This window comes from Bradyrhizobium liaoningense (assembly GCF_018130785.1).
Classification (GTDB): domain Bacteria; phylum Pseudomonadota; class Alphaproteobacteria; order Rhizobiales; family Xanthobacteraceae; genus Bradyrhizobium; species Bradyrhizobium liaoningense_A.
Genome location: NZ_JAFCJT010000028.1, coordinates 1 through 23,652 on the forward strand (window position 1 = coordinate 1; position 23,652 = coordinate 23,652).

General features: G+C 64.1%; 25 protein-coding genes. 11 read left to right on the plus strand and 14 right to left on the minus strand.

The features are described from left to right. Positions 1 to 101: 101 nt before the first annotated feature. Both hemA and JQ627_RS33575 read right to left on the minus strand, forming a co-directional pair. Entirely contained in the window at positions 102 to 1,331 is a 1,230-nt protein-coding gene (gene hemA, locus JQ627_RS33570; RefSeq protein ID WP_028148697.1) for a 5-aminolevulinate synthase, read from the minus strand. A 225-nt stretch (positions 1,332 to 1,556) separates the two neighbouring features. Next, positions 1,557 to 2,291 (minus strand): GntR family transcriptional regulator, encoded by a 735-nt coding sequence (locus tag JQ627_RS33575; protein WP_212488644.1) that lies wholly within the window; start codon positions 2,289 to 2,291, stop codon positions 1,557 to 1,559. A 158-nt stretch (positions 2,292 to 2,449) separates the two neighbouring features. Here JQ627_RS33575 and JQ627_RS33580 point away from each other — a divergent pair, with 158 nt between their 5' ends. The 4 genes from JQ627_RS33580 to aroQ are packed head-to-tail and all read left to right on the plus strand — an operon-like array spanning position 2,450 to position 5,783. Further along, on the plus strand, positions 2,450 to 3,478 hold the full coding sequence (locus JQ627_RS33580) for a TRAP transporter substrate-binding protein (protein WP_249143611.1): 1,029 nt from the start codon (positions 2,450 to 2,452) through the stop codon (positions 3,476 to 3,478). A 29-nt stretch (positions 3,479 to 3,507) separates the two neighbouring features. Continuing rightward, a complete protein-coding gene (locus JQ627_RS33585; protein WP_212488711.1) occupies positions 3,508 to 4,056 on the plus strand; it encodes a TRAP transporter small permease in 549 nt (182 codons plus the stop codon). After that, complete coding sequence (locus tag JQ627_RS33590; RefSeq protein ID WP_212488645.1) at positions 4,053 to 5,333, plus strand: TRAP transporter large permease; 1,281 nt, start codon at positions 4,053 to 4,055, stop codon at positions 5,331 to 5,333. Before JQ627_RS33585 ends, JQ627_RS33590 begins: the two co-directional genes overlap by 4 nt. Before the next feature lie 18 nt (positions 5,334 to 5,351). Then, complete coding sequence (aroQ, locus tag JQ627_RS33595) at positions 5,352 to 5,783, plus strand: type II 3-dehydroquinate dehydratase (RefSeq protein WP_212488646.1); 432 nt, start codon at positions 5,352 to 5,354, stop codon at positions 5,781 to 5,783. A 148-nt stretch (positions 5,784 to 5,931) separates the two neighbouring features. Here the strand turns inward: aroQ and JQ627_RS33600 are convergent, their stop codons facing one another. The 4 genes from JQ627_RS33600 to JQ627_RS33615 form a co-directional block, all read right to left on the minus strand. Then, the gene (locus JQ627_RS33600) at positions 5,932 to 6,993 is read right to left on the minus strand and encodes an MBL fold metallo-hydrolase (protein ID WP_212488647.1); all 1,062 of its coding nucleotides are present in this window, start codon (positions 6,991 to 6,993) and stop codon (positions 5,932 to 5,934) included. 135 nt (positions 6,994 to 7,128) lie between these two features. Then, a complete protein-coding gene (locus tag JQ627_RS33605; protein WP_212488648.1) occupies positions 7,129 to 9,291 on the minus strand; it encodes a methyl-accepting chemotaxis protein in 2,163 nt (720 codons plus the stop codon). A 166-nt stretch (positions 9,292 to 9,457) separates the two neighbouring features. Next, positions 9,458 to 10,183 (minus strand): outer membrane protein, encoded by a 726-nt coding sequence (locus JQ627_RS33610; protein WP_212488649.1) that lies wholly within the window; start codon positions 10,181 to 10,183, stop codon positions 9,458 to 9,460. 224 nt (positions 10,184 to 10,407) lie between these two features. Next, a complete protein-coding gene (locus JQ627_RS33615) occupies positions 10,408 to 10,728 on the minus strand; it encodes a hypothetical protein (protein ID WP_212488650.1) in 321 nt (106 codons plus the stop codon). 123 nt (positions 10,729 to 10,851) lie between these two features. Here JQ627_RS33615 and JQ627_RS33620 point away from each other — a divergent pair, with 123 nt between their 5' ends. Then, positions 10,852 to 11,193: a hypothetical protein gene (locus tag JQ627_RS33620; protein ID WP_212488651.1), complete on the plus strand. Its 342-nt coding sequence runs from the start codon at positions 10,852 to 10,854 to the stop codon at positions 11,191 to 11,193. A 126-nt stretch (positions 11,194 to 11,319) separates the two neighbouring features. Then, positions 11,320 to 11,604 (plus strand): hypothetical protein, encoded by a 285-nt coding sequence (locus JQ627_RS33625; protein ID WP_212488652.1) that lies wholly within the window; start codon positions 11,320 to 11,322, stop codon positions 11,602 to 11,604. 31 nt (positions 11,605 to 11,635) lie between these two features. On the opposite strand, the gene JQ627_RS33630 is transcribed toward JQ627_RS33625, so the two are convergent. The 3 genes from JQ627_RS33630 to JQ627_RS33640 all read right to left on the minus strand — a co-directional run bounded on the left by JQ627_RS33630 (position 11,636) and on the right by JQ627_RS33640 (position 13,055). Then, positions 11,636 to 12,571, minus strand: a complete 936-nt coding sequence (locus JQ627_RS33630) for an AEC family transporter (protein ID WP_212488653.1) — start codon at positions 12,569 to 12,571, stop codon at positions 11,636 to 11,638. A 104-nt stretch (positions 12,572 to 12,675) separates the two neighbouring features. Further along, positions 12,676 to 12,885: a hypothetical protein gene (locus tag JQ627_RS33635; RefSeq protein ID WP_212488654.1), complete on the minus strand. Its 210-nt coding sequence runs from the start codon at positions 12,883 to 12,885 to the stop codon at positions 12,676 to 12,678. Continuing rightward, entirely contained in the window at positions 12,882 to 13,055 is a 174-nt protein-coding gene (locus tag JQ627_RS33640) for a hypothetical protein (RefSeq protein ID WP_212488655.1), read from the minus strand. The genes JQ627_RS33635 and JQ627_RS33640 overlap by 4 nt, the downstream gene beginning before the upstream one ends. A 413-nt stretch (positions 13,056 to 13,468) precedes the next feature. Between JQ627_RS33640 and JQ627_RS39315 the strand changes: the two genes are divergently transcribed. Next, positions 13,469 to 13,741 (plus strand): hypothetical protein, encoded by a 273-nt coding sequence (locus JQ627_RS39315; protein ID WP_249143613.1) that lies wholly within the window; start codon positions 13,469 to 13,471, stop codon positions 13,739 to 13,741. A gap of 18 nt (positions 13,742 to 13,759) precedes the next feature. Here the strand turns inward: JQ627_RS39315 and JQ627_RS33645 are convergent, their stop codons facing one another. The 4 genes from JQ627_RS33645 to JQ627_RS33660 form a co-directional block, all read right to left on the minus strand. Further along, entirely contained in the window at positions 13,760 to 15,382 is a 1,623-nt protein-coding gene (locus tag JQ627_RS33645) for an ABC transporter ATP-binding protein (protein WP_212488656.1), read from the minus strand. Next, positions 15,382 to 16,221 (minus strand): ABC transporter permease, encoded by an 840-nt coding sequence (locus JQ627_RS33650; RefSeq protein WP_212488657.1) that lies wholly within the window; start codon positions 16,219 to 16,221, stop codon positions 15,382 to 15,384. The genes JQ627_RS33645 and JQ627_RS33650 overlap by 1 nt, the downstream gene beginning before the upstream one ends. Beyond that, complete coding sequence (locus JQ627_RS33655; RefSeq protein ID WP_212488658.1) at positions 16,218 to 17,189, minus strand: ABC transporter permease; 972 nt, start codon at positions 17,187 to 17,189, stop codon at positions 16,218 to 16,220. The genes JQ627_RS33650 and JQ627_RS33655 overlap by 4 nt, the downstream gene beginning before the upstream one ends. Before the next feature lie 232 nt (positions 17,190 to 17,421). Beyond that, entirely contained in the window at positions 17,422 to 18,972 is a 1,551-nt protein-coding gene (locus JQ627_RS33660; RefSeq protein ID WP_212488659.1) for an ABC transporter substrate-binding protein, read from the minus strand. A 210-nt stretch (positions 18,973 to 19,182) separates the two neighbouring features. Between JQ627_RS33660 and JQ627_RS33665 the strand changes: the two genes are divergently transcribed. Together JQ627_RS33665 and irr are read left to right on the plus strand one after the other, a co-directional pair. Further along, positions 19,183 to 19,812 (plus strand): TetR/AcrR family transcriptional regulator, encoded by a 630-nt coding sequence (locus JQ627_RS33665; protein ID WP_212488660.1) that lies wholly within the window; start codon positions 19,183 to 19,185, stop codon positions 19,810 to 19,812. A 240-nt stretch (positions 19,813 to 20,052) separates the two neighbouring features. After that, positions 20,053 to 20,526: a Fur family transcriptional regulator Irr gene (gene irr / locus JQ627_RS33670; protein ID WP_249143614.1), complete on the plus strand. Its 474-nt coding sequence runs from the start codon at positions 20,053 to 20,055 to the stop codon at positions 20,524 to 20,526. A gap of 18 nt (positions 20,527 to 20,544) precedes the next feature. Here irr and JQ627_RS33675 read toward each other — a convergent pair whose 3' ends face one another. Continuing rightward, positions 20,545 to 22,095, minus strand: coding sequence for a winged helix-turn-helix domain-containing tetratricopeptide repeat protein (locus tag JQ627_RS33675; RefSeq protein ID WP_212488661.1), 1,551 nt, complete (start codon positions 22,093 to 22,095; stop codon positions 20,545 to 20,547). 133 nt (positions 22,096 to 22,228) lie between these two features. Here JQ627_RS33675 and mddA point away from each other — a divergent pair, with 133 nt between their 5' ends. Both mddA and JQ627_RS33685 read left to right on the plus strand, forming a co-directional pair. Next, positions 22,229 to 23,017, plus strand: coding sequence for a methanethiol S-methyltransferase (gene mddA / locus JQ627_RS33680; protein ID WP_212488662.1), 789 nt, complete (start codon positions 22,229 to 22,231; stop codon positions 23,015 to 23,017). Between the two features lie 209 nt (positions 23,018 to 23,226). After that, a complete protein-coding gene (locus JQ627_RS33685) occupies positions 23,227 to 23,649 on the plus strand; it encodes a GFA family protein (RefSeq protein WP_212488663.1) in 423 nt (140 codons plus the stop codon). Positions 23,650 to 23,652: the final 3 nt, after the last annotated feature.

The window sequence follows — 23,652 nt, forward strand, 5'->3', positions numbered from 1 at the left end:
ACGCCTCAAGCTCAAGCGGGCCGGCTGGAACGATGCCTTCCTCTTCGAACTCCTCGGCTACATGCGATAGCCCTGCCCTCCAGGGGAGGGTGAACGAACGCCTACTCCGCCGCCAGCGACTTTTGCTTGAGCGGCAGGCCCAGGCGGTCCCACACCTGCAAGAGCGCTTCGGCGAGCTGATCGATCAAGCCGTCGTCATGATAGGGCGAGGGCGTGATGCGCAGGCGTTCGGTGCCTTTGGCTACCGTCGGATAGTTGATCGGCTGAATGTAGATGCCGTGCTGTTCCAGCAGCAGGTCGGACGCCTGCTTGCATTTCTCGGCATCGCCGATGAACAGCGGCACGATATGGGTGTCGCTCGACATCACCGGCAGGCCGGCGGCATTGAGGATCGCCTTGACGCGGGCGGCGCGGTCCTGGTGGCGCTCACGCTCCCAGTTCGAGGTCTTCAGATGCTTGATCGCGGCGGTTGCGGCCGAGCAGATCGCCGGCGGCAGCGCGGTGGTGAAGATGAAGCCCGGCGCGTAGGAGCGCACGGCGTCGATGATCTGGCCGTTGGCGGCGATGTAGCCGCCGAGGCAGCCGAACGCCTTGGCCAGCGTGCCTTCGAGAATGTCGATGCGATGCATGACGCCGTCACGCTCGGCGATGCCGCCGCCGCGCGGGCCGTACATGCCGACGGCGTGGACCTCGTCGACATAGGTCATCGCGCCATATTTCTCGGCGAGATCGCAGATCTTGGCGAGCGGGGCGACGTCGCCGTCCATCGAATAGAGGCTCTCGCAGGCGATCAGCTTCGGCCGGTTCGGACCTGCCGCCTTCAACTTCTCTTCGAGGTCGGCGAGGTCGTTGTGGCGGAACACCACGCGCTCGCAGCCGGACTGGCGGATGCCCTCGATCATCGAATTGTGGTTGAGCTCGTCCGACAGGATCAGGCAGTTCGGAATGAGCTTCGCGATGGTGGCGATGCCGGTCTGGTTCGAGACATAGCCCGAGGTGAACAGCAGCGACGCTTCCTTGCCGTGGAGATCGGCGAGCTCGGCCTCGAGCTGCACCAGCGGATGATGCGTGCCGGCGATGTTGCGGGTGCCGCCCGCGCCGGTGCCGACTCGGGTCGCGGTTTCGACCATGGCGCCGACCACCTTCGGGTGCTGGCCCATGCCGAGATAATCGTTGGAGCACCAGATCACGACGTCGCGCTTGCCCTTGGGCGAGTGCCAGAGCGCATGCGGGAACCGGCCGGCGATGCGTTCGAGATCGGCGAACACGCGGTAGCGCCGCTCGGTATGGAGACGATCGAGGGCGGTATTGAAGAACTGGGCGTAATCCATCGGCAAAACCTAAGACGGAACTGACCAAAAGGGCGCATCTTCTTAGAGCTTTTCCAGCTCTAATGTCTATGCGGTATCCCACATTTGGGCATGGGGAGCATTTGGGCAAAATGCCCTATCGTGCGATTTGAAACTTGATCCCGATCAAGTGCGCGCGAGAGGCAATGTTGCTTTGCATCATCCGCGGCGGTGCTGACCTGACCGGCCTTTCTTGGCCAACCTTTCTTAGCCAACCCTGGCTTTCTTCCGCGGCTCGGCGCGCGCGTCCTTGACGGCGACTGCCGGCTTCAACCAATCCGAATTGCGCAGGGCATGCGCGACGCAATCGTGGATGTGGGTGTGCAGCACTTTTGCGGCGCCCCTGGCGTCGCGCGTCAGCGCCAGCTCCTTCAGCTCGCGATGTTCGGCCGCCGCCATCTCGCCGCGGAACACCACCGCGATCATCTGGTAGCGCAGATAGCGGTCATAGACCGCGGCATGTGCATCGAGCAGCACCTTCGAACCGCAGGCCGCGACGAGCGCGCGGTGAAACTGGAAGTCGCACTGTTTCCAGCTCTCCGCGTCGGACCGCTCGCCGGACAGCAGCATCCGCTCCATCGCCGCAAGCTTGTGATGCGCGGAGACGATGCGGGCCTCCCAGTCGAGATCGCCGGCCGCAAACGACTTCTCGATCATGTGGCCTTCGAGCAGCTCGCGCAGCTCCGCGATCTCCTGGAATTCGGTCGCCGAGATCGGCGCGACCTCGAAGCCGCGCTGGCCTTCGGCGACGACGAATCCTTCCGAGCACAGCCGGTTCAGCGTCTCGCGCAGCGTGGAGATGCTGGTGCCGTAGGCGCCGCTCATCCGCTCGAGCTTCAGCTTCTGACCCGGCGTCAGCTTGCCGAAGATCAGGTCGGTGCGGATGCGGCGATAGGCGCTGTCGCCCACCGTCTCGGCTGTCGTGTCGGGAAGGGAGTCCATGCCTCATCCTAACGCTTTCGACGTGTATTTTGGCAAATTTCGCAACTTTATCAAGCGTTTCATGTAATATCATAGAAAATCAAAAATGTAGGTTGATTTATAATTCGTCATATAAGACTGTCCCGCCCCTAAGAATGAGATCAACAAGGGAGGGGACGATGCCCGTTGGGTTCAAAGGTCTGGCTTTCGCGGCGGCGGTCGGCGCGATCGCCTTGGGCGGGATGGCGCCGGCGTCGGCGCAGGCCATTCAGGAGCGCACCATCCGCTGGGGGCATCTCAACAACACCGACCATCCCGTCAGCAAAGGCGTGCAGAAATTCGTCGAGATCGTCGCGGCAAAGAGCGGCGGCAAGATCAAGGTGCGCGAATATCCGGCCAATCAGCTCGGCAGCGAGATGCAGCAGCAATCCGCGCTGCGCGCCGGCACCCAGGAGATGCAGTCGCCGGCGACGACGTCGCTGGTCGGCATCGTCAAGGATTTTGGCCTGATCGACTTCCCGTTCATCGTCTCGACGCCGCAGCAGGCTGACGCCCTGCTCGACGGTCCGCTCGGCGCGGCGCTGCTGGCGAAGTTGCCGGAGAAGGGGCTCGTCGGCCTCGCTTACTGGGACCTCGGCTTCCGCAACGTCACCAACAGCAAGCGTGCCATCACGAAGGGCGAGGACCTTAGCGGCATCAAGATCCGCGTGATCCCGAACCCGGTCTATCTGGAGACCTTCAAGGCGTTCAACGCCAACCCGGTGCCGATGAGTTTTTCGGAGCTCTACAGCGCGCTGGAGACGGGCACCGTCGACGGCCAGGAGAATCCGTTCTCGGTGATCCTGTCGAACAAGTTCTTCGAGGTGCAGAAATATCTCAGTGTCACCAACCACACCTATTCGACCAACATCATTCTGATCAGCAAGAAGTTCTGGGACACCCTTTCACCCGACGAGCAGAAGATTTTGCAGGACGCCGCCATCGAGGCCCGCGACTACCAGCGCCAGGTCAGTCGTGAGCAGGCCAAGGCCGCGATCGACGAGCTCAAGGCCAAGGGCATGGCGGTCAACGAGATCGCGCCCGCCGAGCTCGACCGCATGCGCGAAAAGACAAAACCGATCGCGGAAAAATTCTCCGCCGATTACGATCCAGGGATCGTCAAGCTGTTCAACAGCGAGCTCGACCGCGTGCACGCGCTGAAGCCCTGAGCCGTCACGCCCGGAGCAGGCCAGACATGATGAAAGCGATCGTCAACGCATATTTCTGGCTGCTCCGCGCGGTCATCGCCGTGCTGCTCGCCGCTATGGTGGTGCTGGTGTTCGGCAATGTGGTGCTGCGCTACGGCTTCAACTCCGGCATCGCCATCTCGGAAGAGCTGTCGCGCTGGCTGTTCGTCTGGATGGTGTTCCTGGGTGCGATCATCGGCATGAAGGAGCACGCCCATCTCGGCGTCGACAGCCTGGTAAAAGTGCTGCCGCCGCTCGGCCGCAAGCTCTGCTACGGTCTCAGCCACGCGCTGATGCTTTATGCCTCGGTGCTGCTGACGGAAGGCTCGTGGAAGCAAACGGTGCTGAACTGGGACACGGTGGCGCCAGCCTCGGGGCTTTCCGTTGGCTTGTTCTATGCCGCCGGCGTCGTGTTCGGCGCCTCCTCCTGCGTGATCATCGTGTACGAGCTCTGTCGGCTCGTGACCGGACAGATCGCCGACGCCGATCTCATCGCCATCAGCGAGTCCGAGGAGCTTCCTCACGCGCCTGACGCCACGGGCGGAAAGCTTCAGGCATGACCGTCGCGGTCTTCACCTTCTCGTTGCTGGGCGCCATGGCGCTCGGCATGCCGATCGCGTTCGCGCTGATCATCTGCGGCATCGCGCTGATGACGTATCTGGCGATGTTCGATTCCCAGATCATCGCGCAGAACGTCATCAACGGTGTCGATTCCTTTCCGCTGATGGCGGTGCCGTTCTTCATCCTCGCCGGCGAGGTGATGAACACCGGCGGGCTGGCACGCCGCATCCTCAATTTTGCCATCGCGCTGGTCGGGCACTTCCGCGGCGGGCTCGGCTATGTCGCGATCCTGACCTCGTGCATTCTGGCTTCGCTGTCGGGTTCGGCCGTCGCGGATGCCGCGGCGCTCGGTGCACTGCTGGTGCCGATGATGGCCGCCGCCGGTCATAATCGTGCCAGTGCGGCTGGCCTCGTCGCGGCCGGCGGGATCATCGCGCCCGTCATTCCGCCCTCGATCGGTTTCGTCATCTTCGGCGTCGCCGCCAATGTCTCGATCTCGAAGCTGTTTCTGGCCGGCATCGTGCCCGGCCTCATGCTCGGCGTCGGCCTGTGCTTTGCTTGGTGGTGGGTGGTGCGCAAGGAGAATCCAGCGCGCCTGCCGCGCAAGAGTTTTGCGGAGATCTGGCGCACGCTGATCGACGGCTTCTGGGCGCTGATGCTGCCGATGATCATCATCTTCGGCCTGCGCTTCGGTATCTTCACGCCGACGGAAGCGGCCGTCGTCGTCGCGGTCTATTCGCTGGTGGTGGCGATGGGCGTCTATCGCGAGCTCAAGCCGTCGCAACTGCCGGCGCTGCTGGTCTCGACCGCGCAGACCACGGCGGTGGTGATGTTCCTCGTTGCCGCCGCGCTGGTCTCGTCCTGGCTGATCACCGTCGCCGAGATTTCCGACCAGATCGTGGCATTGACAAAACCGTTCGCCGGCAACCAGACGCTCCTGACCATCGTGCTGATGATCATCGTCGTCATCGTCGGCACCGCGCTCGATATGACGCCGACGATCCTGATCCTGACACCGATCCTGATGCCGATTGTCAAGCAGGCCGGCATCGACCCCGTCTATTTCGGCGTGCTCTTCATCATCAACAATGCGATAGGCCTGATCACGCCGCCGGTCGGTGTCGTGCTCAACGTCGTCTGCGGCGTCTCGCGGGTGTCGATGGACGATCTGATCCGCGGGGTCTGGCCCTTCATGATCGCGCAGCTCGTCGTGCTAGCTTTGCTGACGCTGTTTCCCGTTCTCGTCACCGGACCCGCAAAATGGTTCGGTGGCTAACTCCCAGAAGGACCTTCCATGAAGCGCGTGATGATCCTCAACGGTCCCAACCTCAACATGCTCGGCATCCGCGAGCCGCACATTTACGGCACCACGACGCTCGATCAGGTCAATGCGAGCTGCGAGGACGTGGCAGTGAAGCTCGGGCTCAAGCTCGCGTTCCACCAGTCTAACCATGAAGGCGTGCTGGTCGATCTGATCCAGTCAGCACGGCAGGATGCGGACGCGATCGTCATCAATCCGGCCGGCCTCTCCTTCACCTCGGTCTCGATCATGGACGCGATCAAGACATTCGAAGGCCCGGTGCTGGAAGTCCACATTTCCAACATCCACGCCCGCGACGAATATCACCGCCACTCCAAGATCTCGTTCGTGGCGACCGGCGTGATCTGCGGGCTGGGCCCGTTCGGATACATTGCGGCGCTGCACGCGATTGCGAATATGAAGTGAGCCGCTTCCACAAACTCGTCATGCCCGGGCTTGCCCCGCCTGCGCGGCCGAAGCCGCTTCGGCGAGGCGAAGGCCCGGGCATCCACCAACTCGTTTCGACTTGAAAGAACGTGGATGGCCGGGACAAGCCCGGCCATGACGCCGTGGCTCAAGTCGTGCTGAACTGCAGCACGCCGTCCCTTGTCTCCGCCGTCAGCCGGCCTTCCACGAGCATGTAGTTGACATGGGCGACGAGTTCGCCGGCGGCAAAACCCATCTGGTGTTCGTCCAGCACGTGCTTGTTGAACACGACCGGCACCAGGGCGCGCGAGGTTTGCGGCACCTCGCGGCAGGCTTCCGCGATCAGGCGGCAGCGCTCCTCGTGGTGATCGGCGAGCTGCTTGATGCGGGTCTTCAAGCCGTAGAACGGCACGCCGTGGCCGGGCAGTACCAGCAAATCATAGGGCAGGGTGGTGGTGAGGCTCGCGAGCGAGGCCAGATATTCGCCGAGCGAGTTCTGGTCGGGCTCGACCGCCCACACGCTGACATTCGGCGAGATCTTGCTCAGCACCTGGTCGGCGGAGAGGAACAGCTTGTCGTCGGCGCAATACAGCATCACCTGGTCGAGCGCGTGGCCGCCGCCGGTGATCACCTTGAAGCGGCGGGTGCCGATCACGACCTCGTCGCCGTGCGAGATGCGGCGATAGGACGGCGGCAGCACCGAGACGCGCTTGAGATAGTCCTGGCCGCGGCCGAGCAGCTTTTCGGTGAGCGACTCGTCCATGCCGTGGCGGCGGAAGAACAGCCGCTGCGCCTCGCGCCGCTCCTCGGTGCCGCGGTTCTGGTGATAGACCGATTGCAGATATTCGACCTGCGACATCACCAGCGGGCAGTTGAACCGCTCGACGATCCACCCCGCAAGGCCGACGTGATCGGGGTGCGAATGCGTGACGATCAGGCGCGTGATGTTGACGCCTTTCAGCGGCCCCTCGAACAGCTTGGTCCAGGCCTCGATGGTTTCCTCGTTGCCGAAGCCAGCATCGACCATGGCATAGCCGTCGCCATCGGCGAGCAGGTAGATGTTCACGTGGTTGAGGCGGAACGGCAGTTTCAGCCGCGCCCACAACACGCCGGGCCTGATCTCCACGACCTCTTCGGGGCCGGGATGCTGTTCCCAGGGGTAGCGCAGGGCCTCGGCCGAGGACTGCACGGTGTCGGTTTTTGCGTTCATGTTACCGGCTTAAACCCACCGCGGGCGGGGCGCCAGCCGAAAAAGGACGGGCCGTGGCCTCCGCATGGCCGTCATACCGGCAGTTTTCCGTAGCCCGGATTACGCTTCTCGCCATCCGGGCTACGGGCCGGCGTCTTACGCCGCCCGCATGTTGTTGAGGAACGCGTCGATCTCCCCGCGCAGCATGTCGGCCTCGCGGCGCAGTGCGTCGGAGGCGCCCAGCACTTCGCTCGCTGCGGCACCCGCCTCGGCCGAAGCCGTGGAGACGCCGACGATATTGCTGGAGACCTCGCTGGTGCCGCGGGCGGCATGCTGGATGTTGCGGGCGATTTCGCGGGTGGCGGCGCCCTGTTCTTCGACTGCGGCGGCGATTGTGGTGGTGACGTCGTTGATCTCGCCGATGATCCGGCCGATGCCCTGGATGGCGCCGACAGCGGAGGTCGTGACCGACTGCATGCTGGCGATCTGGGTGCGGATCTCTTCCGTCGCTTTCGCGGTCTGGCTTGCGAGGCTCTTCACCTCGGAGGCGACCACGGCGAAGCCGCGGCCGGCCTCGCCCGCGCGCGCCGCCTCGATGGTGGCATTGAGCGCGAGCAGATTGGTCTGCGAGGCGATGGTCTGGATCAGGTCGACCACGACGCTGATGCGGCTCGCGCTGTCGGCGAGGCTCTGCACCGTGGTGTCGGTGGCGCCTGCTTCGTCCACCGCCTTCCTGGCGATCGCGGCCGAGGTGACGACCTGCTTGCTGATCTCCTCGATCGAGGACGACAGCTGCTCGGTGCCTGACGACACGGTCTGCACGTTGACCGAGGTCTCCTCCGCGGCGGAGGCGACCGCGTTCACCAGTGCGTTGGACTGGTCGGCGGTGTTCGACATGCTCTGCGCGGTGGACTGCATCGAATTGGCCGACTGCGCGAGATTGTCGAGCGCGTTGCGAACCGTGCCCTCGAACTCGGCGATCTTGGCTTCCATGCGCGCGGCACGTTCGGCCTTGGCGACACGGTCCTTGTCCTGCTCGCTCGACATCGCGCGGGCCTCGATCATGCTCTCGCGGAACACCTGCAGCGTGTTCGCCATCACCGAGATCTCGTCATTATGGTTCTTGGAGCGGTAGGTTTCGGTCTCGAGGTCGCCGTTCGCGAGCAGTTGCATCGATTGGTGCAGGGCGCCGATCCGTCGCAGAATGTTGCGGCCGACATAGAGCCAGACGAACAGCGCCGAGCCGACCAGCATCAGCGCGCCCAGCGCCAGCATCGCGGTGGTGGCGAGCGAGATCTCCTGGCGCGCCTGGAAGGTCGACGCGTTGGTCTCCTTCTGCACGCCGTCGACCAGCTGCTGCACGCTGATGCCGAGACCGACATTGAGTTTGCGGGTTTCGTCCAGAATGGTCTGTCCGTAGTCGATGGCGTCGAGCTCCTTCTGGCGGATCTTGAACACGCCGGTCTTGCCCTCGCCGAACGCGAACAGTTTTTGCACGGCATCGCGCATGGACTGCATCGAGGCAACCTTCGGCAGGTCCTCGAGGTTCGACTTGACGCGATCGCGCGTCGCCTTGAATTCCTTCTCGATCACCTCAAGCGTGTCGCTGTTGTTGGCCGACAGCGCCGCCATCATGTCGGCGGCCATCAGATTGCCGTTGGCGGAGATCGTCGCGATCTGGGCGACGGTGCGCGCGGCTTCAGTGGCGTCGTCAGCAGAGACGTCCGCCGCGCCGAGGATCGCGTTCAGACGCGTCTGTGCGTCGAGCATCGCTGGGCCGGCCGCGCCGACGAAGGCGAGCTGCGACTTGCGCAACGCCTCATACTGCTTGTCATGCAGCGCGCCGGTCTCAAGCCGCTCGCGCGCGGCCGACACCAGGCTCTGGGTCGCCTCGTCGATACTCTTGGCGGTGTCGCGCAGCGCGGTCGCGATCTGCTTGTCGGCGCCGAGCTCGATGATCTCGCCGAGCTTGGCCATGGCGAGCTGCTGGATGTCCTTCACGCTCTTGGTGCGTTCGTTCAGCGCCTCGTCGGACGGCGATGCCAGCAGGCCCGGACCTTGCGCCGCCAGCGTCGCGCTTTGAGAGGCGAGCTGAAGGCTGGCGGAGAGGCGCGGAATGTCGCGGCCGCTCAGATCCATCATGGTCGCACCGAGATGATTGAACACGAAGCCGGCGCCGGCTGCGATCACGAGGCCCATGCCCGCGATCAATGCGAAGGCGGAGAACAGGCTGCCGCGCACGCCCCATTTCGGCATCTTGAAGCGAGGCCTGAAACGGCCAGGGACGCGGCCAAGCAGGCCACCAAAACGGATCGCCATCGAAATTCCCCCACGTGTGATCTTTATATTTTCGCGGCGGAGTATCCTTCGGCCGGGTTAAAAAATCGCAAGTTGCACAATTGGTTGCGCTCGTTCCGCACAGCGAAAAGAGAAAGGGCCGGCAGAGTTGCCGGCCCTTGATGATGAAGAGATTTTTGAGGCGCGATCAGTAGCGCGCGACCGCCGAATTGGCCCAGTTGAAGCGGTAGTTGACGCCGGCCTTGACGGTGTGGTCGTCGGTGGTGAAGCTGCCGGTGCCCGCCAGCGGACCGCCGGTGAAGCTCGCGTCGCCGAAATTGTAGTACTGGTACTCGGCCTTGGCCGACCAGTTCGGGGCGAACATGTATTCGAGGCCGGCGCCGACGGTGTAGCCGTTGCGGTGATCGCCGGTGATGAGGAAGGCGGTCGGCACGCCGCCGACGGTCACCTTCTCGTTGTTGTCGGAATAGGCGTAGCCGCCCTTCACGTAGAGCAGGCCCGGACCCCAGGTGTAGCCGACGCGGCCGGTGATCGAGCCGAGGCCACGCTGGTCGTTGCTGTAGGCGATGCCGCCCGGAAACACGGCGCCGACGCTGCCGGAAAGCCAGGAATATTGGCCTTCGACGCCGACCACGAAGCTCGGGTTGAACTGCCAGTCCGCACCGACCTGCACGCCGCCGAGGAAACGGCCGTTGCCGTTGTTGCCGGTGGAGAGGCCGTTGAAATTGTTGTCGCTGGAGAACGCGCCGCCGACATGGCCACCGAGATAGAAGCCCGTCCAGTTGTAGATCGGCGCGGCATAGGCCGGCGCGGGCGCCTTGTAATAGTTGCGATTGCCGAGATCGGCGCCGACGGCCGGCGCGGCAGCGCCCACCACGAGCAGCGCAACGGTGGCAAACAGAAACTTCTTCATCGTCTTGAACTCCAGCACTTTGGTCCCCGGCAGGCGCGCTGTCCGCGCCGTCGTTGGTTTTGCAGATAGCTCGCTTTTGACGAAAATGCTGTCACATGCATGGCACAACGGCTGCCAACCTAACTTATTGGGCTGCAAATGATTTTCGTGCTTAATGCCGGCTTAAGAAATGCTGAAGGAAGGCTTAATCTGTCGCCTTCACGGCAAGCTGCGTGCGTCTTGCGCTAACCAAGACGCCGCCGCGCTTCATCGCGCATCTGCTCGCGGAAGGCCGCGCGCTTTGCGGGCCGGTCTTCCTCGCGGACGTCGTGGCGATCGAAGACGTCGAACTTCTCCATGATCGGATAGCGCTCGCTCGCCATCGCGAGCACGCGCAGTACCTTGGTCGCGGACGGCGTCGGCCCGCTCACCTCCCAGCGCCGGATGGTATCAGCGCCGCCCTTCTCCGGCAGTCCGCAAAGCTTCGCCATGTCGGCCGCGGTGAGCTTGCGCTCGAGGGCATCGGAAAGGTCGTTGCGGAGCTGCTTCAGTTCGGGGCCGGTCATGCTGCTTGCGTCCAGGAAAGTCACCGAAGGCAATGCACTAGCGCTGATTCGGGTCCATCCGAAGGCGCGTCATGATCGTGATAGTGTGTCCGTGCCGGTCGAGCGTCAGCGAGGGGAAATCGTATGCCCGTGTTCAAGCTGCCCCTGTCGGGGGATGTCGTCCAGTCCATCTATCCGTCGTTCTTCAGTCCCACCGGCGGCCAGTTCGGCCTCGTCAACATCACGGTGGGGCAATCCTCGGCGCCAGATGTCGAGAAGGACGTGCTGTCGGATGTCGCCGGTTATGGCAAGCAGATCGGACAGATCGCGGACGCGCTGCTCACCGTGGTCGAGCATCTGGAGTCGCGGCCCGACCACGCGCTCGCTGACGATCCGGCGATAGTCGCCTTCAAGGAACTGATGCACTCTGTCGCGACAGTCAAGGAGCGACACGGCCGCAAGGCGTGTCGCCCGAAGCGACGATGACCACGGCGGCGGTGCCGGGGTCAGGCACATTCGGGCGTGCACGAAGTTATGAACGAGTGCCTATGGAAATCTTGCGATGAATGAACACTTGCGACAATGGGCTCGCAGCCAATGAAGGGAACCGCCATGACAAGCATCAAACCCGCCATTGCCGCACTCATCACCGTCGGACTGCTCGCCGCGCCCTTCGCAGCCGAAGCGAAGAAGGTCCGGGCGAGCCGGCATCACAGCACCAGCGTGGTAGCCCCGACTTATGGCGGCGCCGCATCGCCGGTCGCGCAGCCCCGGGCCGCTTACGGGGCGTCCGGACAGACGGTCGGGACGGTCACGGCACCCTCGGTCGGATCGTACAATTGGCCGTCGGTCGGCGTGACCAATTCGGTACCGACCTGGAACAACACCACGAGATAGAGAGCACGTCGCCAAGCCGCGCCGGCGACCGTCAACGCGTACCCGCCGCGAGGCCGGAGAGCAGGTAGAGCGCGACCAGCAATGTCGCGACCGACAGCATCGTCGTGACCGAGACGGTGGCCGCGACCAGCTTCTCCTCGATCTTGTGCTCGTGCGCCAGCACATAGACGGTCTTCGCCGTCGGCACGGCCGCGCATATGACGGCGGCGACCGTGTAGAGCGGATTGAGGCCGGTGACCACGCAAAGTCCGTAGACGATCAGCGGCATCACCACCAGCTTCACGGTCGCAAGCGCGAACGATGCCTTCAGGTTGGATCGCAGGCCGTCGACCGACAGGCCAAGCCCGATGGCAAACAGCGCGCAGGGCGTGAGCGCAGCGGCAATCATGTTCAGATATGCCGCGACCGGCGCCGGAATCGGCAAACCCGAAATCGCCCAGACGAGACCGATGAGCGTCGACAGGACCATCGGATTGAGCAGGATCTGCTTCACCAGTCCGGTGGAATGCTCAGCGCCGCGCACCTCCCTTTCCAGCAGGATGACCGTGAGCGGAAACATCACGCCGGCGACGAACACCGTCGCCACCGCGGCGGGCAGGACGGCGGGCTGGCCGTAGATCGCGTGCAGGATCGGGAGCGCCACGAAGCCGGTATTGGTCATCGCGGCCGCCATGCCTTGGATCGTGCTGCTGGCGAGATCGTGCTTGCCGCCCGCGCGGACCGCCAGGAACACCAGCGCGAAGCAGACGAGGGAGCCGCCGCCGAACGCGAGCAGGAAACGCCATTCCAGCAGGTTGCGCGCCGGCTCCTGGGCGATCGTGACGATCAGCAGCGCCGGCATCGCCACGTTGTAGGCAAAATGCACCAGCGCGTCCGCAAGCGAGCGGGAGAGATAGCCGAGTTCGCCGGCAAGCCAGCCGGTGACGATGATTGCGAACACGGGAAGAACGAGGCTGGCGACCTCCATCCGGCTTCCCCCTCTGCCAAGCAGCGCCGCCATTCTATCCTGGCGATGCATGCTCGTCACGGTTCAACTGGATGGCGCCGTCCTCGACCAGACGGCCGGTGGCCTCAGGCGCCCCTGCCGGCCTGTTGGCCGATCACGCAGCGCCATGCGGCCAGGCGTTCGGCCGGATGCTGGTTCATCCATTCGGCGAGCTGTGGCGCGCCCATCAGGCACGACTGCACCGAGATGTTGGCGAAGTCCGAGGTGGTGACGATCTGCTCGTGGCAATTTGTCGGAGACGAGAGACTGCAGAGCACGGCGATGATCTTGATCACGACAGATTTCCGGCGTCGCCGTTGGCCGCGCGGCCGATCGTTGCGTTGTCATGCTGCTCGCCGCTCGGATCAGCCGGCGGAAAAATGCTGTCGTAGATCGCGCGCGCCTCTTTGATCAGGCGAACGCGCTCGCGCTCGGATTTCGAGACAAACTGAATAACCTGGCCCATATCGGCTCCAATAGTTCGAAAATCCATCATCAGATGATGGAAATCATTCCAAGCGAATGTGGGGTGCCGACTTTGGCTTTGCAGCTGTGCAGGCGGTCACGAAGGATAAAAAGCCCGTGACGATTCTGTTCCTGCGCGGAACGGAATACCGGAGCAATGCGCCGATCTCGCGCCGCCGGTCCGCGCTCCCGTGACCGGCCACCGGCGCAAGCAAGGCGAGTTAAGGTTGCCGCGCGTGCGTCCCTGTCCGGCCGGAGCCGCTTGTGGTGGCATCGTGACGGAGTGTTGAGATCCACCGTATGACCCTGCTGCGGCACATTTTCGCGCACGCGGAGTTGTAAGGTTGCTCAGTGCAGCGGTTCGACAACCGAATGACTGACGCGACTGAGCGACCGCGATCGAAAGGATCACCCATGACAAGAATGAGACGCTCCCTTGCTACACTTATCGCTCTCGGATTGGCGGCGGCGCCATTCGCTGTCAGTGCGCAGACGTCGGGGACGAGCACACAAAACCGCACGAGCGGAAGCTCCGGAGCACCGGCACAGCAGGGCGCGACTTATGGAAGCTCCGGACAGACAGTCGGGACCGTTACGGCGCCGTCGGTCGGAACGTCTAATCAACCCTCGGTCGGCGTGACCAACTCAGTCCCCACCTGGAAGAACACCAACCCTCCGGCCAAGTAGCAGCCGCGATCGGCCGACTCACGCCGCCGGCGCGCGTTCCTTGCGTCCCGGCACCGCCGCCAGCAGCTCGCGCGTATAGGCGTGCTCCGGCGCGGCGAACAGTTGCGCGGTCGGCTTCAACTCGACGATGGCGCCGCGCTGCATCACCGCGATGCGGTCGCAGATTTGCGCGGCGACGCGCAAATCGTGGGTGATGAACAGCATCGAGAGGCCGAGGCGCGCCTTGAGGTCTTCGAGCAGTCGTAGCACCTGCGCCTGAACGGAGACGTCGAGCGCGGAGACGGCTTCGTCGGCGACGATGATCTCGGGTTCGAGCGCGAGCGCACGCGCGATGCCGATGCGCTGACGCTGGCCGCCGGAGAATTCATGCGGGTAGCGGTCGAGCGCGCCGGCGTCCAGCCCGACCATCTTGAGGAGTTCGCGGGCGCGGTCGAATGCGACCTTCGGATCGGTGCCGGCTGCGATCGGACCGTCGGCGATGATGTGACCGACCTTGCGGCGCGGATTGAGCGAGGCGAACGGATCCTGAAAGATCATCTGGATGCGATGGCGCTCGGCGCGCAGCGCCTTGCCAGAGAGCGAGGTGAGATCGGTTTCGCCGATCCGCACGGTGCCGCGATCGGCCTCGATGAGGCGCATCACGAGCCGCGCCACCGACGATTTGCCGGAGCCGGATTCGCCGACGAGGCCGAGCGTCTCGCCCTTGAGGATGCTGAAATTGACCTCGCGTGCGGCATCGACGCGGCGGTCCTCGCGAAACCAGCCGCCTGGCGTGACGTAGGTCTTGTCCAGCCCGATCACCTCGACGGCCCTGGCCTGGTCGTCGAGCGGCTCGCGCGCCGGCGGCTCCACCGACGGCACAGCGGCGAGCAGCGCCTCGGTGTAGTCGTGCTGCGGCTGGTTGAAGACGGTCGCGGCGGGTCCTTCTTCCACGACCTTGCCGTGCCTGAGCACCACGACCTGGTCGGCGATGTCGGCGACCACGCCGAAATCATGGGTGATGAACATCACCGCCATGTTGCGGTTGCGCTGGAGGTTGCGGATCAGTTTCAGGATCTGTGCCTGCGTGGTGACGTCGAGCGCGGTGGTCGGCTCGTCAGCAACCAGCACCGCGGGCTCGAGCGCGAGCGCCATCGCGATCATGGCGCGCTGGCGCTGGCCGCCCGAGAGCTGGTGCGGATAGGCGCGCACGATGCGCTCGGGGTCGGGCAGGCCGACCTCGCGCGCCAGCGACAGTGCCTTTGCGCGGCGCTCCTTCGGCGACAGCAGGCCGTGGGCCTCGAACATCTCCGCCATCTGGTCGCCGATCCGCATCAACGGATTGAGTGCGGTCATCGGCTCCTGAAAAATCATTGCAAGCCGGCGGCCGCGCAAATCGCGCCAGCCGTCGTCATCCAGCTCGAGCAGGTCGCGGCCCTCGAACTGGATCTCGCCGGAGGTGACGGTGACCGTATCAGGCAACAGGCCCATGAGCGCATGCGCGCACATCGACTTGCCGGAGCCGGATTCGCCGACGACGCAGACGATCTTGCCGGGCCGCAAATCGAGCGAGACGCCGTCGACGGCGAACGGACGCTCGGCACCCTTCGGCAGCGCGATCCGCAAGTTCTTGATGGAGACGGCGGGTGGGGCGGTGGTCATCAGCGACCCTCCCGCGACAGGCGCGGATTGAGCGCGTCATTGAGGCCTTCGCCGATCAAATTGAGGCCCAGCACCGAGATCAGGATGGCGACACCGGGAAACACGGTGATCCACCAGGCCTGGCGGATCACGGTGCGGCCGGCGCCCACCATGTAGCCCCAGGAAATCAGGTTGGGATCGCCGAGGCCAAGGAACGCCAGCGAGGATTCCAGCAGGATCGCGGTCGCCACCATCAGCGAGGCCAGCACGATCACCGGCGACAGCGCATTGGGCAGGATCTCGCGCAGGATGATCCAGGTGTTGCTCTGGCCGGTGACGACGGCGGCCTGGACATACTCGCGCGTGCGCAATGACAGCACCTCGCCGCGCACGAGGCGGGCGACCGGCGGCCAGCTCACCACCGCGATCGAGGCCACGATCGAATAGATCGAGGGCTGCAGGATCGCGACCAGCACGATCGCGAGCGCGAAGCTCGGAATGGTCTGGAAGAATTCCGTGAAGCGCATCAGGGCGTCGTCGACCTTGCCGCCGAAATAGCCGGCCATGGCGCCGATGGGAACGCCGACGACCAGCGCGACCAGCGTGGAGACCAGGCCGACCAGCAGCGACACGCGTGCGCCAAAGATCATGCCGGCGAAGACGTCGCGTCCGAGCGCGTCGGTGCCGAGCGGCACGGTCGAGAGCGTGAACGGCGGCAGGAACGGCCGTTGCACCATGCGCCAGGGCGAGTTCGGGAATAGCATCGGCCCGAACACCGCAACCGATATCGCAAGGAGAAGGATGATGAGCCCGATGATGCCGCTGGGGCTCTTCAGCATCGATTTCCAGAACTGTTTCATGAGGCGAATTCGATGCGCGGGTCGACCAGGCGGTAGACGAGGTCGGTGATGAGGTTGAAGATCAGCACCATGGCGGAGCAGATCACGAAGACGCCGAGCAGCAGATTGTAGTCGCGCTGCAGCAGCGCGTCGTACATCAGACGCCCGATGCCGGGCCAGGCGAACACGGTCTCGGTGATGACGGCGCCGCCGATCAGCGTGCCGGAATGCACGCCGGCCAGCGTCACGACCGGCAGCAGCGCGTTGCGCAGCACGTGGCGGCGCTGGATCACGGCGTCGGAAAGGCCTTTCGCGCGCGCCGTCTTGACGAAATCGAGCCGCTTCACTTCCAGCATCGAGGCGCGCGTCATGCGGGTGTAGGTCGCCATGAAGAATAGGCCGAGCGTCATCGCGGGCATGATCAGGTGCGCACCGACGTCGAGCGCGTGGGCGACGCCGGTGAGGTTGGCGCCGACTGTCTCGTAGCCGAAGCTCGGCAGCCAATCCATGGTGACCGAAAACAGCAGGATGCCCATCAGTGCCACCCAGAAGATCGGCATGGCGTAGAAGATCAGAGCGAACACGGTGATGGCCGTGTCGAGAAATGTTCCGGCAAAGCGCGCGGCAAACGTGCCGAAGAGAACGCCGAGCATCAGCGAGATCGCGAATGCCGTCAGCGTCAGCAGCAGTGTGGCCGGTAGCCGCTCGCCGATCAGCTTCGCGACCGGCGCCTGCTGGCGGAAGGAGAAGCCGAGGTCGAGGGTGACGACGCCCTTGACGTAGATGAAGAGCTGCTCCGGCAGCGGCTTGTCGAGGCCGAACTTTTCCCGGAGCTGCTTGACGAAGACCTGGTCACTGGCGCCGGCCTCGCCCGCCATCACGACCGCGGGGTCGCCGGGCGCAAGCCGGATCAGGAAGAAATTGAGGACGACGATCGCGAGCAGGACGATCACGCCCTTCAGGGCACGCTGAGCGACGAAGGAGACCATATCTAGAGCGTCATATCTTGAAGCGTGACCCGTGGCCACGGAGACGGTGGGCTCCCTCGCCCCGCTTGCGGGGTCGAGACGAGCTTCGCTCGCTCTGGGAGGGTTGGGGTGAGGGGGACTCTCCTCGAGGACGGTAGCAGCAGGACTCGCGGTGACTCCCCTTCACCCGAAAATGCGCCATCCGCACTTTCGACCTCTCCCCGCGAGTGGGGAGAGGTGAAGAAACGCCTCGTCACTTGTCGAGCCATGCGTCCTTGAAGCCGTCATTGACCCCGATCCCCGTGGTGATCAGGTTCTTGACCTTGCAGCGCGTGATGGTCGGGAATTGCAGCTCCAGCATCCAGGCCACCGGCACGTCCTCGACCAGGATCTTCTGCGCCTTGTCGTAGATCTCCTTGCGCTTGGAATCCGGGGTCGCGGTCGCGCCGTCGGCGAACAGCTTGTCGATCTCCGGGTTGGAGTAGCCCTCGACGTTGTTGAAGACCTGCCCCTTGGCGATGTTGCTGGAGATATAATTGCGGCCGACGCCGAGCGCGGGATCGCCATACTGGTAGAGATAGGTGAAGGCGATATCGTAATCCCAGTCGCCGATCTTCTGGTTGCCGCCGGCAACGTCGGTGGCGATCGTCTCGATGTTCATGCCGACGTCCTGGAGATTCTGCTTCACGGCTTCACCCCAGCGCTGCCAGGTCTCGCCATAGGCGAGCGGCAGCAGGCGGATCTTCTCGCCCTTGTAGCCGGCTTCCTTCAGTAGCGCCTTGGCCTTGGCCGGATCGTAAGGGTATTTCGGCACGTCGTCGGTGTAGAACCTGATGGTCGAGGCGGACGGGCCTGTCGCCACCTTGCCGAGCCCGTTCCAGATCACGTCCTTGGCGAAATCGCGGTCGATCGCGTACATGATCGCCTGCCGCACCCGCTTGTCGGCGAGTGGCCCCTGGCGGTTGTTCAGCCATAGCCAGGCGAGCGGCGAGAAGAATTCCCAGCCGGCGCCTGTGACGCAGGTGTCCTTCAGCTTGGACAGCCGCGGCACGTCGAAATTCTCGACCGAGCCGCCGGGCAGCACGTCGACCTTGCCGGTCTCATACGCCACCGAGCGCGCGGCCGCGTCGGGAATGATCTGCCAGTAGATCTCGTCGAGATAGGGCTTGCCCTTTTCGTGGTAGTTCGGGTTCTTGACCAGGCGGATGAACGAGCCCTTCTGCCACTCCTTGAACATGAAGGGGCCGGTGCCGACCGGCGCGTTGTTGTAGGGGTTGGTCTTCCAGTCGGTGCCTTCATAGAGATGCTTCGGCACCATCGGCATCGAGCCGACCTCGAAGATGCCGAGGAACGGTCCGAACGGCTGCTTCAGCGTGAACACCACCGTATAGTCGTCCGGCGTCTCGATCTTGTCGACCTGCGCCAGATTGGTGCGGGCACGCGCATGCGTCTGCTTCAGCATCTCCATCGAAAACAGCACGTCGGCGGCGGTGAAGGGCTTGCCGTCATGCCAGGTCACGCCCTTTTTGAGCTTGAAGGTGTAGGTCTTGGCGTCCTCGCTGACGCTCCAGCTTTCGGCAAGTTCCGGCAGCGGCTCGAGCTTGGGGCTGTAGCGCAGCAGGCCCTCGAAGATGTTGCCCGAGACCATTTGAGTCGGGCCGTTCTGGACCTGCGCAAGCATCAGGCCGGGCGGCTCGGGCTGGATCACGGCGTTGATCACGCCCCCCGTCCTCGGCTCTTGCGCCAGCGCCGAGGCCGTGAGGCCGCAAGCCAGGAGGGCACCAAGCAACACTCGTTTTGGCATGTCGTATCTTTCTCAAGCGAGACCGGCCTAAAACGCTTCGCACGTCATGGCGCGCAAAGCTCCGGCCGGCCCATCCCAGTCCCCATCCGATATCGAGGCTCACACAGTCTCGTTCGGCGCCGCAAGATGAAAGTCTCGACAGTGTTCGCACAAAAAATGTACAGCGCGTCCTGTTTTCACTTGATTCATTGTCTTGTCACGGAAGTCGGCATGGACAATGCCAGCCGCTCCGAACGATCCCGCAACGCCGCACTCGAAGCGGCCATCGCGATCATCGCGCGCGACGGACCGGGCCGACTGACGCTGGATGCGATCGCCCGCGAGAGTGGACTCAGCAAGGGCGGCGTGATGCATCAATTCCGCACCAAGGAAGCGGTGCTGAAGGCGTTGCTCGATCGGCAGATGGCGCATTTCGAGGAGTTCGCCACCAGCACGATGGCGAAGGTGAGCGCGACCTCTGCGAATCCCAATTTGGCGACCCAGCTCGCCACCGTGCGCGAAGCGGCGACATCGCCGAATTCCGCCGCGCTGGCGCTGGTTGCGGCCATGGTCGAGAACCCCAGCCTGATGGCGCTGCCGCGCGAGCGCGAGATGGAGAGGATGGCGGCAATCAGGGAAGAGGCCACGGATACTGATCTCGCGGTGCTGCGCTGGGCCGGCGCGATGGGACTGCTGCTGAGCTCGTTGCTCGGCATGTCGCCGCTCAGCAAGGACGAGCACCAGCGACTGTTCGCGCGTCTGCTCGACGACGCACAGTGGACCGGTCTCGAGCAGCCAGCGGCAAAGCGTGCCGCAAAATCCGGAGCGGCAAAGGCTGCAGGCTCGCGCAAGCGCGCCTGATTCATCGTTAACGAATTCCAACCGGCGACTGCCCAAAGCTGCGCCTGCGGCCAAATGCGCCAGGCCGCGCCGACAAGGAATGGGCCGCCGTGCCGGCACCGAAGCCGATGCAGGCCATGGCAAAATAACCGCAGCGCCTCCCGATTTGATCCGGATCAAGGCGCACGCGCCGCTTCCGCGATTTGATGACGGGACGCGCAAGACATGCGCGCCCCTGTCAAACCGCGAGATGCAGCGGCGATGGACGCCCTCTCCACCCTTCCCGAAGCGGATACAGACGATGTCGCGGCGCAGCTCGCGGACGAGGCCGCGGCGCGTTGCGCCCAATTGCTTTGCGATGCCGGCTTGCGGCCGACGCGCCACCGCCTGGCGCTCGGGCGAATGCTTCTCCTCGGCGATCACCGTCACGTCACCGCGGAAGGTCTTTATGACGAGGCGACGGCCGCCAATCTGCGACTGTCGCTTGCGACGGTCTACAACACGCTGAACCAGTTCACCGAGGCCGGCCTGCTGCGCCGGATCGCGGCCGACGGGGTCAAGTCGTTCTTCGACACCAACACGTCCGTGCATCCGCATTTTTATCTGGAGGGCGAGGATGTCCTGGTCGACGTCGCCGGCGGGCTCGCCTTCAGCAAAGTGCCGCAGCCGTTGCCCGGCCATGAGATCGCGCGGCTCGACGTCGTCGTCCATCTGCGCCGCAAGCGCGTGATGTAACGCGGGCCAGCCGGGTCTCTACTGCAACCCCGCGCGCCGGAACCCCTCCAGATAGTGCTCGCGATCGGCGTCACTGGCCCAGGGCAGCTGCGTTGCGATCCAGTGCAGCGAGATGTTGGGCTGGGTACGGCGGAGTTCGCCCAGCGCCATCTCGGCCAGCGCGCTGTCGCCGGTCATGCCGGCGGACACCGCGAGCACGCGGTAGGCGCCGGTGAGGTCGCCGCGATGGCGGATCGCCTCGCGCGCCAGCGCGATCGCCTCGTCGTAGTGCCGTTCGGTGAAGCGCGCATAGCCGGCAATGCCGTAATAGATCGCCAGCGACGGATCGCGCGGCGAGAGCCGGATCGCCCTCTGCGCCGCATCGAACGATTCCCTGGAACGACCGGCGTAGGACAGCGCGAGGGCGTAATAGCCCTGCGCCAGCGAGAAGTTCGGGTTGAGCGCGAGCGCCTGCTCGAACTCGGACAGCGCGTCGGAAAGCCTGCGCGTCGAGAAGAAGACGCTGCCGAGCGCGGCATGCGCCCAGGCATCCTCGTAGTCATGGCGTACCGCGGCGAGCGCGGCGGCCTCCGCAATCGGCGCCATTGTGGCAAGCTCCGCCCAGCCGAGATGGACGCCGAACATGTGGCTTGCCGCGAGCACCGACAGCGCCTGACCGTAGTTCGAGTCGATCGAAATGGCGCGTTCGAGCAATTCCTGCGCGGCCTTATGGTCCTGCTGGGTCACCCGCCAGTAATGCGACAGCGCGCGCATCAGCAGGTCCCAGGCATCAAGGCTCGCGGGCGGCTTGCGGTCGGCGCGAAAATTCTCGGCCGCATGGATCTGCGGCTCGATCGCCGCGACGATCGCGTTGGTGATGTCGTCCTGCACGGCGAAGACGTCGACAAGCTCGCGGTCGTAGCGCTCGGCCCAGAGATGGCTGCCGGTGGTGGCGTCGTTGAGCTGCGCGGTGATGCGCACACGGTTGTCGACCTTGCGCACGCTGCCTTCGACGACGTAGCGGACGCCAAGCTCTTCGGCGATCTGCCTGATATGAACCGAGCGTCCCTTGTAGGTGAAGGACGAATTGCGGGCGATCACCATGAACCAGCGCTGCTTCGACAGCGCGGTGAGAATGTCCTCGCTGATCCCGTCGCCGAAATAGTCCTGCGCGGGATCGCCGCTCATGTTCTCGAAGGCGAGCACCGCGATCGCCGGGCGGTCCGTCACGGCGCGCACCGGGGCAGGGCCGGGTTCCGCCGGCGCAAGCGTCGCTGCCACATCTTCCCGGACGTCGCCGACGAAGCGAAAGCCCTTGCGCGGGATAGTCTTGATCAGCCGCTGCGTCGCGCCGTCGTCGCCAAGCGCCTTGCGCGCGGCATTGATTCGGCTGTTCAGGGCGGAATCCGAGACGATGCGGTCGCTCCAGATCTGGCTGATCAGGTCATCCTTGCTGACCACACGGGCGCGTTGCGCGACCAGATAAAGCAGCAGATCGAACACCTGCGGCTGCAGCGGGACGGCCGCGCCGCCGCAGGTCAGTTCCCGCAGGTCACCGTCGAGCACGTTGTTTTCAAAAAGAAATCGCACGTTTCTGTCGTCTCAAGCAAAAATCAAAGTCGTCTCAGGCGAAAATCAACCGTCCATGAAAGTCAGGGGACCTCCAATCCGGCATGGTGCGAAGACCAAATAGTGCCGATGCCTCGGCACAACGGAGCGTTCTATGACCCAACTTGATCACCAGATTCATTCCATCGGCCCGGAGGTTGCGGGCTCACGCATTTTCAAATTCATCGCCTTTCTGTACGGAATTGCGGCATATCTCGTGTTTTTCGTCACCATTCTCTACGCCATCGGCTTCGTCATGGGGCTGGTGGTGCCGAAGACCATCGACACCGGAGCCGACACGCCGACGGCCGAGGCCGTCATCATCAATCTGCTGCTGATGACGCTGTTCGCGGTTCAGCACAGCGTGATGGCGCGTCAGCAGTTCAAGGCGTGGTGGACGCAATTCGTCCCCAAGCCGGTCGAGCGCTCGACCTACGTGCTGTTCGCGAGCCTGTCATTGCTGCTCCTGTTCTGGCAGTGGCGTCCGCTGCCCGCGGTCATATGGGATGTCGGAAATCCAGATCTTGCCGTGACGCTGGTCACGCTGTCCCTCGCGGGCTGGGTGCTGGTGTTCGCCTCGACCTTCATCATCAATCACTTCGAGCTGTTCGGATTGCACCAGGTGACCAACCATCTCGTGGGCAATGAGCCGGCGCCGCCGCGCTTCAAGACACCGTTGTTCTACAAGTTCGTTCGTCATCCGATCTATCTCGGCTTCATCATCGCGTTCTGGGCGGCGCCGGTCATGACCGCGGGCCATCTGCTGTTCGCCGTCGTGACCACGCTCTACATCTTCGTCGGCATCGCGTTGGAGGAGCACGACCTCGTCGATCTCTTCGGCGACGAATACCGGCAGTACAAACAACGGGTGTCCATGCTTATTCCATGGCGTAGGTCAGTATAATTCACGCGTATTTCCGCGCGCGTCCGCCGAAAGGAGGATGCGCGGCGGAACCGGGACGCGTAACGGACATTGCCGGACTCGAGCCATCAACGCTTTCTCGGGGTTGAGTTCCCCTCACCCCGATGCCTCTCCTGCATCCGCCTTCGCCGGGATTTCGGCGAACGGGAGCGGCGAGAGGGCTTCCAATCCTCATCAACGGAGACGACCAAATGAAACACGTCGGAAACTGCTTCTGTGGCGCGGTCACGATCGAGGTCACGGGCGAGCCGGCGGCGATGGGTTACTGCCATTGCCGCTCCTGCCGCTCGTGGTCGGGCGGACCGGTGAATGCCTTCAGCCTGTGGAAGCCGGAAGCCGTGCGCATCACCGAAGGCGCCCAGCATGTCGAGACCTTTGCCAAGACGCCGCTCAGCCAGCGCAAATATTGCAAGAAGTGCGGCGGCCATCTCATGACCAATCACCCGCCGCTCGACCTGATCGACGTCTTCACCGCCACCATCCCCACGCTCGCGTTTGCGCCGGGCGTTCACGTCAATTACGCCGAAACGGTGCTGCCGATGCGCGACGGCCTGCCCAAGCTGAAGGACTTTCCGGCTGAGTTCGGCGGCAGCGGCGAGATGATGCTGGAGTAGGGG

Excerpts from the sequence above, each read along its gene's own strand:
- hemA (WP_028148697.1), bottom strand. The coding sequence starts at position 1,331 with ATGGATTACGCCCAGTTCTTCAATACCGCCCTCGATCGTCTCCATACC.
- JQ627_RS33575 (WP_212488644.1), bottom strand. The coding sequence starts at position 2,291 with ATGGACTCCCTTCCCGACACGACAGCCGAGACGGTGGGCGACAGCGCC.
- JQ627_RS33580 (WP_249143611.1), top strand. The coding sequence starts at position 2,450 with ATGCCCGTTGGGTTCAAAGGTCTGGCTTTCGCGGCGGCGGTCGGCGCG.
- JQ627_RS33585 (WP_212488711.1), top strand. The coding sequence starts at position 3,508 with ATGAAAGCGATCGTCAACGCATATTTCTGGCTGCTCCGCGCGGTCATC.
- JQ627_RS33590 (WP_212488645.1), top strand. The coding sequence starts at position 4,053 with ATGACCGTCGCGGTCTTCACCTTCTCGTTGCTGGGCGCCATGGCGCTC.
- aroQ (WP_212488646.1), top strand. The coding sequence starts at position 5,352 with ATGAAGCGCGTGATGATCCTCAACGGTCCCAACCTCAACATGCTCGGC.
- JQ627_RS33600 (WP_212488647.1), bottom strand. The coding sequence starts at position 6,993 with ATGAACGCAAAAACCGACACCGTGCAGTCCTCGGCCGAGGCCCTGCGC.
- JQ627_RS33605 (WP_212488648.1), bottom strand. The coding sequence starts at position 9,291 with ATGGCGATCCGTTTTGGTGGCCTGCTTGGCCGCGTCCCTGGCCGTTTC.
- JQ627_RS33610 (WP_212488649.1), bottom strand. The coding sequence starts at position 10,183 with ATGAAGAAGTTTCTGTTTGCCACCGTTGCGCTGCTCGTGGTGGGCGCT.
- JQ627_RS33615 (WP_212488650.1), bottom strand. The coding sequence starts at position 10,728 with ATGACCGGCCCCGAACTGAAGCAGCTCCGCAACGACCTTTCCGATGCC.
- JQ627_RS33620 (WP_212488651.1), top strand. The coding sequence starts at position 10,852 with ATGCCCGTGTTCAAGCTGCCCCTGTCGGGGGATGTCGTCCAGTCCATC.
- JQ627_RS33625 (WP_212488652.1), top strand. The coding sequence starts at position 11,320 with ATGACAAGCATCAAACCCGCCATTGCCGCACTCATCACCGTCGGACTG.
- JQ627_RS33630 (WP_212488653.1), bottom strand. The coding sequence starts at position 12,571 with ATGGAGGTCGCCAGCCTCGTTCTTCCCGTGTTCGCAATCATCGTCACC.
- JQ627_RS33640 (WP_212488655.1), bottom strand. The coding sequence starts at position 13,055 with ATGGGCCAGGTTATTCAGTTTGTCTCGAAATCCGAGCGCGAGCGCGTT.
- JQ627_RS39315 (WP_249143613.1), top strand. The coding sequence starts at position 13,469 with ATGACAAGAATGAGACGCTCCCTTGCTACACTTATCGCTCTCGGATTG.
- JQ627_RS33645 (WP_212488656.1), bottom strand. The coding sequence starts at position 15,382 with ATGACCACCGCCCCACCCGCCGTCTCCATCAAGAACTTGCGGATCGCG.
- JQ627_RS33650 (WP_212488657.1), bottom strand. The coding sequence starts at position 16,221 with ATGAAACAGTTCTGGAAATCGATGCTGAAGAGCCCCAGCGGCATCATC.
- JQ627_RS33655 (WP_212488658.1), bottom strand. The coding sequence starts at position 17,189 with ATGGTCTCCTTCGTCGCTCAGCGTGCCCTGAAGGGCGTGATCGTCCTG.
- JQ627_RS33660 (WP_212488659.1), bottom strand. The coding sequence starts at position 18,972 with ATGCCAAAACGAGTGTTGCTTGGTGCCCTCCTGGCTTGCGGCCTCACG.
- JQ627_RS33665 (WP_212488660.1), top strand. The coding sequence starts at position 19,183 with ATGGACAATGCCAGCCGCTCCGAACGATCCCGCAACGCCGCACTCGAA.
- irr (WP_249143614.1), top strand. The coding sequence starts at position 20,053 with ATGGACGCCCTCTCCACCCTTCCCGAAGCGGATACAGACGATGTCGCG.
- mddA (WP_212488662.1), top strand. The coding sequence starts at position 22,229 with ATGACCCAACTTGATCACCAGATTCATTCCATCGGCCCGGAGGTTGCG.
- JQ627_RS33685 (WP_212488663.1), top strand. The coding sequence starts at position 23,227 with ATGAAACACGTCGGAAACTGCTTCTGTGGCGCGGTCACGATCGAGGTC.